The sequence below is a fragment of the Rhizobium sp. P1_E1 genome (assembly GCF_056406015.1).
On sequence record NZ_JBFUAY010000203.1, the window covers coordinates 1 to 7,810 of the forward strand.

The 7,810-nt window shown below is 58.2% G+C and carries 10 protein-coding genes and 1 tRNA gene; all 11 read left to right on the forward strand.

Annotated features, from left to right (window positions below):
- A partial coding sequence (locus tag AC1D1Z_RS31250) for an EF-Tu C-terminal domain-related protein (protein ID WP_477852719.1) occupies nt 1–321 on the forward strand: 321 nt, incomplete at its 5' end.
- 202 nt (nt 322–523) lie between these two features.
- Complete coding sequence (locus AC1D1Z_RS31255) at nt 524–658, forward strand: hypothetical protein (protein ID WP_003547509.1); 135 nt, start codon at nt 524–526, stop codon at nt 656–658.
- Between the two features lie 171 nt (nt 659–829).
- Entirely contained in the window at nt 830–1,723 is an 894-nt protein-coding gene (locus AC1D1Z_RS31260) for an NAD-dependent epimerase/dehydratase family protein (protein ID WP_477852722.1), read from the forward strand.
- A gap of 167 nt (nt 1,724–1,890) precedes the next feature.
- A tRNA-Trp gene (locus tag AC1D1Z_RS31265) sits at nt 1,891–1,966 on the forward strand.
- 195 nt (nt 1,967–2,161) lie between these two features.
- Nucleotides 2,162–2,362 (forward strand): preprotein translocase subunit SecE, encoded by a 201-nt coding sequence (gene secE / locus AC1D1Z_RS31270; RefSeq protein WP_003547514.1) that lies wholly within the window; start codon nt 2,162–2,164, stop codon nt 2,360–2,362.
- Between the two features lie 17 nt (nt 2,363–2,379).
- Complete coding sequence (nusG, locus tag AC1D1Z_RS31275; RefSeq protein ID WP_003547516.1) at nt 2,380–2,910, forward strand: transcription termination/antitermination protein NusG; 531 nt, start codon at nt 2,380–2,382, stop codon at nt 2,908–2,910.
- Nucleotides 2,911–3,087: 177 nt separating this feature from the next.
- Nucleotides 3,088–3,519 carry a 50S ribosomal protein L11 gene (gene rplK / locus AC1D1Z_RS31280; protein ID WP_477852725.1) on the forward strand — a complete coding sequence of 144 codons (432 nt, stop codon included), beginning with the start codon at nt 3,088–3,090 and terminating at the stop codon, nt 3,517–3,519.
- A gap of 4 nt (nt 3,520–3,523) precedes the next feature.
- A complete protein-coding gene (gene rplA / locus AC1D1Z_RS31285) occupies nt 3,524–4,225 on the forward strand; it encodes a 50S ribosomal protein L1 (protein WP_477852726.1) in 702 nt (233 codons plus the stop codon).
- Nucleotides 4,226–4,554: 329 nt separating this feature from the next.
- A complete protein-coding gene (gene rplJ, locus AC1D1Z_RS31290) occupies nt 4,555–5,073 on the forward strand; it encodes a 50S ribosomal protein L10 (protein ID WP_003547522.1) in 519 nt (172 codons plus the stop codon).
- A 58-nt stretch (nt 5,074–5,131) separates the two neighbouring features.
- The gene (gene rplL / locus AC1D1Z_RS31295) at nt 5,132–5,512 is read left to right on the forward strand and encodes a 50S ribosomal protein L7/L12 (RefSeq protein WP_018241636.1); all 381 of its coding nucleotides are present in this window, start codon (nt 5,132–5,134) and stop codon (nt 5,510–5,512) included.
- 263 nt (nt 5,513–5,775) lie between these two features.
- The coding region (gene rpoB, locus AC1D1Z_RS31300; RefSeq protein ID WP_477852727.1) for a DNA-directed RNA polymerase subunit beta at nt 5,776–7,810 on the forward strand (2,035 nt) is incomplete at its 3' end.

Consider the following 7,810-nt stretch of genomic DNA (forward strand, 5'->3'; position numbering starts at 1 on the left):
CGTGGCCAGATCCTGGCGAAGCCCGGCTCTGTCAAGCCGCACAAGAAGTTCATGGCAGAAGCCTACATCCTGACGAAGGAAGAGGGTGGCCGTCATACGCCGTTCTTCACCAACTACCGTCCGCAGTTCTACTTCCGCACGACCGACGTGACGGGCATTGTGACGCTGCCGGAAGGCACGGAGATGGTGATGCCAGGCGACAACGTCACGGTCGCCGTCGAGCTGATCGTTCCGATCGCGATGGAAGAAAAGCTGCGCTTCGCGATCCGCGAAGGCGGCCGCACCGTCGGCGCCGGCATCGTCGCGTCGATCGTCGAATAACTTTCGAGTTATCCGCAATTATGAAGACCCCGCTGGAAACAGCGGGGTTTTTCATTTTCATGGCTTCCTGTAGGCTTAACAGGTGTTGTAAAAATATCGTTAAGTTGGCCTGTCACAGTATTTTGTTCATCTCACGTTCAGAAACCGGTTTGTGATTGGACCATTGTAGTCCAGACTCCTTCTTGCAAAGAGGAGAGCCCGGATGATTCCAAAGGCCACATTCGCTGCGACGATATTCGCGATGTATGTTTTCACGATGTTTTTCATCGCTGCAATTCCGCAAGAGGTTGTTCAGTCTGCCGTAGTGCAGATTGGCGAGGTAAGTGTCGTCAAGTGACGACCTTTGCCGAGCATCGCAGGGTTCTGCGATGATCGGAAATGATCGGCCAGGTGCTCCCGGATAGGATGCTCCTGGCGACGCGGGGGTGAACCCTTGCAGGACGCTCGCTTGCTCTTCGCGCGGAAGCGTCTATCTATGCCTCCGATTTCATGACGCGGAGGATTTTCCATGAAAAGACGTATTCTGTTCACTGGCGGTTCGGGCAAGGCAGGTCGCCATGCTGTGCCATGGCTCGTCAATGCCGGTTACGAGGTTCACAACCTCGATCTTGTGCCGCTGGATAGCCCCGGCGTCACCAATCTCATCGCCGACATCACCGATAGCGGTCAGGTGTTCAACGCGCTCTCGATGCATCGCGATTTTCCCGATCTCGACGCGGGCAGGGGCGTGCAGCCCTTCGACGCCGTCGTGCATTTCGCCGCCATCCCGCGCATCCTGATCAAGCCCGATAACGAAACCTTCAGGATCAACACGATGGGCACCTATAATGTCATCGAGGCGGCGGTGRAGCTCGGCATCAGGAAGATCATCGTCGCATCGAGCGAGACGACCTACGGCGTCTGCTTCGCCGAAGGCCACCGCGATTTCCACCAGTTCCCGCTGGAGGAGGACTACGACGTCAATCCGATGGATTCCTACGGCCTTTCGAAGGTGGTCAACGAAAAGACGGCGCGCGCCTTTGCCGAACGTTCGGGCTTCGACATCTATGCGCTGCGCATCGGCAACGTCATCGAGCCTGACGACTACGAGAAGTTCCCGACCTATTTCGCCAATCCCGAGATGCGCAAGCGCATCGCCTGGAGCTATATCGACGCCCGCGACCTCGGACAGATCTGCCATCTCTGCATCGAGAAGGACGGCCTCGGCTATCAGGTCTTCAATGCCGTCAATGACACCGTCTCGGCCAATACGCCATCGAAGGAGCTTGCGAAGCGATTCTTTCCGAACGTGCCTTTCACTCGCGAGATCGGCGAATATGAGAGCCTGCTCTCCAACCGCAAGATCCGCGAGGTGCTGGGCTTCAGGGAAGAGCACGATTGGCGGAAATATGTGAAGGTCTGAACGGATCTGGTCACGCGATTGAAAAGCCGATCGTTCGCATATCAGGAGAATGGCTTTGAAAATCGAAAATCGTGCTTGCCAATCCCGTGTCGTCGTCTTAAAGGGAGCGCCATGCTTTTCAGCAGCGATTTGCGGGCCTTGGCTCAGGCGCTGAATGATCGGTATGAAGGGGTATAGCTCAGTTGGTAGAGCGGCGGTCTCCAAAACCGCAGGTCGTAGGTTCGAGCCCTACTGCCCCTGCCATTTTCCTTGATGCGGGACAGCGCGGATATGCTCGCGGCATTTCCGGCCGAGGATTGATTGGTGGTAAGTAATTTCGTTAAACTTCGGTTTCCCTCTTGTGTATTCGGAAATCGGTGTTTATTTAGGGTTCAACAGACACGCGGTGCGTGGGGCTGATAGTTTCAGCTTTACGCGCCGTAATTGCGTGGGCAGTCGATGGCATCCAAATCCAATCCGTTTGCGTTTCTGCAGCAGGTTCGCTCCGAGACGTCCAAAGTTACATGGCCATCGCGCCGCGAGACCATGATCTCGACGGTCATGGTGCTGGTGATGGTGGTTTTCGCCGCGCTGTTTTTCTTTGCCGCTGACCAGCTGATCGGCTGGGCTCTGAGCTTCGTGCTGAATACCGGCAACTGATACGGGTGGAGATGAAAATGGCGGCACGTTGGTACATCGTCCACGCATATTCTAATTTTGAAAAGAAGGTGGCTGAAGATATCGAGAACAAGGCTCGCCAGAAGGGGCTTGAGCACCTGTTCGAGAAGATCCTTGTGCCGACCGAAAAGGTGGTGGAAGTGCGTCGCGGCCGCAAGGTCGATTCCGAGCGCAAGTTCTTCCCGGGCTATGTCATGGTTCGTGCCAATCTGACGGACGAAGCCTACCATCTGATCAAGAATACGCCGAAGGTCACAGGCTTCCTCGGCTCCGACAATAAGCCCGTTCCGATTCCGGACTACGAAGCCGAGCGCATTCTCGGTCAGGTCCAGGAAGGTGTCGAGCGGCCGAAGGCTTCCATTACCTTCGAGATCGGCGAGCAGGTCCGCGTTTCCGACGGCCCATTCGCGTCGTTCAATGGCACGGTTCAGGATGTGGACGAAGAGCGTTCGCGCCTGAAGGTGGAAGTGTCGATCTTCGGCCGCGCAACGCCGGTCGAGCTGGAATACGCTCAGGTCGAGAAGGTCTGATTGCAGAAACTGGAAGCTGGCCCTTGCGGCCTGTTTCCTGCGGACCTTGTCCGCACCCGCGTGGAAGGTGAGGGGGTCTTAGCCGGACCCTGATGATCCGCACCACGCAACCGCAGCCGCCGGAGAGATCCGGCATCACGGGCCGGGCGACCGGCCGTTCATGAAAGGCAGAGAGATATGGCTAAGAAAGTTGCAGGCCAGCTCAAGCTTCAGGTCAAGGCAGGATCGGCAAACCCGTCCCCSCCGATYGGYCCKGCGCTYGGTCAGCGTGGCMTKAACATCATGGAATTCTGCAAGGCRTTCAATGCCGCCACGCAGGAAATGGAAAAGGGTATGCCGATCCCGGTCGTCATTACCTATTACCAGGACAAGTCCTTCACCTTCGCGATGAAGCAGCCGCCGGTCAGCTACTGGCTGAAGAAGGAAGCGAAGATCACATCCGGTTCCAAGACGCCCGGCAAGGGCGCCAAGGCCGGCTCCCTCACCAAGGCTCAGATCAAGTCGATCGCAGAAGCCAAGATGAAGGATCTGAACGCAGCGGATATCGAAGGTGCAATGGCGATGATCGAGGGCTCTGCCCGCGCCATGGGCCTGGAAGTGGTGGGTTAAGATCATGGCTGGTAAGCGCACGCAGAAGATCAACGAAGGTGTTGATCCCACCAAGCTCTACGCTCTGACCCTGGCCATCGGCATGGTCAAGGAACGGGCTGTCGCCAAGTTCGACGAAACCATCGAAGTCTCGATGAACCTCGGCGTTGACCCGCGCCATGCGGACCAGATGGTTCGCGGCGTCGTCAACCTTCCGAACGGCACGGGCCGTACGGTTCGCGTTGCCGTCTTCGCTCGTGGCGCCAAGGCTGACGAAGCCAAGGCCGCCGGTGCCGATATCGTTGGCGCCGAAGAGCTTGTCGAAATCGTCCAGGGCGGCAAGATCGAATTCGATCGCTGCATCGCCACCCCCGATATGATGCCGCTCGTCGGCCGTCTCGGTAAGGTTCTCGGCCCCCGCGGCATGATGCCGAACCCGAAGGTCGGTACCGTCACCATGGACGTCGCCGGAGCTGTCAAGGCTTCCAAGGGCGGCGCTGTCGAGTTCCGCGTCGAGAAGGCTGGCATCGTCCATGCCGGCATCGGCAAGGCCTCTTTCGACGCCAAGGCTCTGGAAGAAAACATCCGCGCCTTTGCTGAGGCCGTCATCAAGGCGAAGCCGGCAGGCGCCAAGGGCAACTACGTCAAGCGCGTGGCGATTTCCTCGACCATGGGTCCGGGCGTCAAGATCGAGCCCGGCTCGGTCACCGGTGCGCCGGCTGCATAAGTTTACTGCCGGGCTTTAAATCCGGCGACTGAATTTCCGGCCTCGCAAGGGGCCGGAATATTCCGGAGAAATCCGGAATCCTGTCCGAGATTGCAGGTGGTTTTCCCTTAATCACTTAGCCTGCATGAGACGGGTAAGACCCGAATTGCATGAAGTTCGCTTCTAGGAACTCGGTTCGAGCCTTGGATGCCTTGTGCCTCTTTAGCCTTGATTGGCGCGAGAGCGCGGGGGGACAGGATCCTCAAGCGTCGCTTGGGATCTCGCATGATCCCAGGAGGCAAAAGGCAACCGGCGGGCCCGTTTTTGGTCCCGCCAACTGGAGATAGGCAGTGGAAAGAGCGGAAAAACGCGAATTCGTCACGGAACTGAACGAAGTCTTCAAGGCTTCGGGCTCAGTTGTCGTGGCCCACTATGCTGGTGCTACAGTCGCGCAGATGAACGATTTTCGTTCGAAGATGCGCGCAGCTGGCGGCACCGTCAAAGTCGCGAAGAACCGCCTGGCCAAGATCGCCCTTCAGGGTACGGAAGCGGAAGGGATGTCCAATCTCTTCAAGGGTCAGACGCTGATTGCATACAGCACCGATCCGATCACCGCTCCGAAAGTCGTCATGGATTTCGCCAAGACCAATGACAAGATCATTGTTCTGGGCGGCGCCATGGGAACAACCACGCTCAACGCCGATGCAGTCAAGTCGCTTGCGACCCTGCCTTCGCTCGATGAGTTGCGTGCGAAGCTGCTGGGCATGATCCAGACACCGGCTACCCGCATCGCTGGGGTTGTTGCAGCACCGGCAAGCCAGCTTGCCCGCGTGTTTGCGGCCTACGCCAAGAAGGACGAAGCCGCGTAAGGCGGTTTTTCGCTGTTTATAATCAACCGGTTCGAACCGAACAAAAGGAACTAGTAAAATGGCTGATCTCGCAAAGATCGTTGACGACCTCTCCTCGCTGACCGTTCTGGAAGCTGCAGAACTGTCGAAGCTTCTTGAAGAAAAGTGGGGCGTTTCCGCTGCTGCTCCGGTAGCTGTTGCTGCCGCTGCCGGCGGTGCTGGCGCTGCTGCTGTCGTTGAAGAAGAAAAGACCGAATTCGACGTCATCCTCGTCGAAGCTGGTGCCAACAAGATCAACGTCATCAAGGAAGTCCGCGCCATCACCGGTCTCGGCCTCAAGGAAGCCAAGGACCTCGTCGAAGCCGCTCCGAAGGCTGTCAAGGAAGGCGTCAACAAGGCTGAAGCCGCTGACATCAAGAAGAAGCTTGAAGACGCTGGCGCCAAGGCCGACGTCAAGTAATCTTAAACTGCTTTTGGGAGGCAGTATTTCTACTGCCTCCCATTTGCCGTTTTTCTGAACGAATTACCCAAAAGCCGCGTCGAAACGGCTTTTGGGTAATGGGTTCTTCAAAAGGATGGTCTCGCACCGAGGGCAGCACAGCAATCCGAGCTGAGCGTTTTCTGGAGTCGGACGAGATTGAACTACTCATTGATTGACGGGATCGACTGGCCATCGGTTCCCGTCCGTTGCAGGCCCGGGTGCAAGATTTTGAAGGAGCGACGATGGCTCAGACCCTTTCGTTCAATGGTCGCAGGCGCGTACGCAAGTTTTTTGGTAAGATCCCCGAAGTCGCAGAAATGCCGAACCTCATCGAGGTTCAGAAGGCGTCCTACGACCAGTTTCTAATGGTTGAAGAGCCGAAGGGCGGCCGACCCGACGAAGGTCTTCAGGCCGTTTTCAAGTCGGTTTTCCCGATCACCGATTTCTCCGGCGCATCGATGCTGGAATTCGTGTCCTACGAGTTCGAACCGCCGAAGTTCGACGTTGACGAATGCCGTCAGCGCGACCTCACCTATGCCGCGCCGCTGAAGGTGACGCTGCGCCTCATCGTGTTCGATATCGACGAGGATACCGGCGCGAAGTCGATCAAGGACATCAAGGAACAGTCCGTTTACATGGGCGACATGCCGCTCATGACCAACAACGGCACGTTCATCGTCAACGGCACCGAGCGCGTGATCGTTTCCCAGATGCACCGTTCGCCGGGCGTCTTCTTCGACCATGACAAGGGCAAGAGCCATTCTTCCGGCAAGCTGCTCTTTGCTGCGCGCGTCATCCCCTATCGCGGTTCCTGGCTCGATATCGAATTCGACGCCAAGGACATCGTCTACGCCCGTATCGACCGCCGCCGCAAGATCCCCGTGACGTCGCTGCTGATGGCGCTCGGCATGGACGGCGAGGAAATCCTCGACACCTTCTACACGAAGTCGCTCTACAAGCGCGACGGCGAAGGCTGGCGCATTCCCTTCAAGCCAGAAACGCTGAAGGGTGCCAAGGCGATCACCGAGATGGTCGACGCCGATACCGGCGAAGTCGTCGTGGAAGCCGGCAAGAAGCTGACCCCGCGCCTGCTGCGCCAGCTTTCCGACAAGGGCCTGAAGGCACTCAAGGCCGCCGACGACGATCTTTACGGCAATTACCTTGCCGGCGACATCGTCAACTACTCCACGGGTGAGATCTACCTCGAGGCCGGCGACGAAATCGACGAGAAGACGCTTGGCGTCATCCTGGCGAATGGTTTCGACGAGATCCCGGTTCTCGGCATCGATCACATCAATGTCGGCGCCTATATCCGCAACACGCTGACAGCTGACAAGAACGAGAACCGTCAGGACGCTCTGTTCGACATCTACCGCGTCATGCGTCCGGGTGAGCCGCCGACCATGGAATCGGCCGAAGCCATGTTCAACTCGCTGTTCTTCGATGCGGAGCGTTACGACCTCTCCGCCGTCGGCCGCGTCAAGATGAACATGCGCCTCGACCTGACCGTCGAAGACACCGTCCGCATCCTGCGCAAGGACGACATCCTGGCCGTGGTCCGGATGTTGGTCGAACTGCGCGATGGCAAGGGCGAGATCGACGACATCGACAACCTCGGCAACCGCCGCGTCCGTTCGGTCGGCGAGCTGATGGAAAACCAGTACCGTCTCGGCTTGCTGCGCATGGAGCGCGCGATCAAGGAACGCATGTCCTCGATCGAGATCGACACGGTCATGCCGCAGGACCTGATCAACGCCAAGCCGGCCGCCGCTGCCGTTCGCGAATTCTTCGGTTCCTCGCAGCTCTCGCAGTTCATGGACCAGGTCAACCCGCTCTCGGAAATCACCCACAAGCGCCGTCTTTCGGCTCTTGGCCCGGGCGGTCTGACCCGTGAGCGTGCCGGCTTCGAAGTCCGCGACGTGCATCCGACCCACTATGGCCGCATCTGCCCGATCGAAACGCCGGAAGGCCCGAACATCGGTCTGATCAACTCGCTTGCGACCTTTGCCCGCGTCAACAAGTACGGCTTCATCGAAAGCCCGTACCGCCGCATCGTCGACGGCAAGGTGACGAACGACGTGCTCTACCTCTCCGCCATGGAAGAGGCGAAGTACTACGTCGCCCAGGCCAACGCCGAGATGAACGCTGACGGTTCCTTCGTCGATGAATTCGTCGTCTGCCGTCATGCCGGTGAAGTTATGCTCGCCCCGCGCGACAGCATGAACCTGATGGACGTCTCGCCGAAGCAGGTCGTTTCGGTCGCGGCAGCGCTCATCC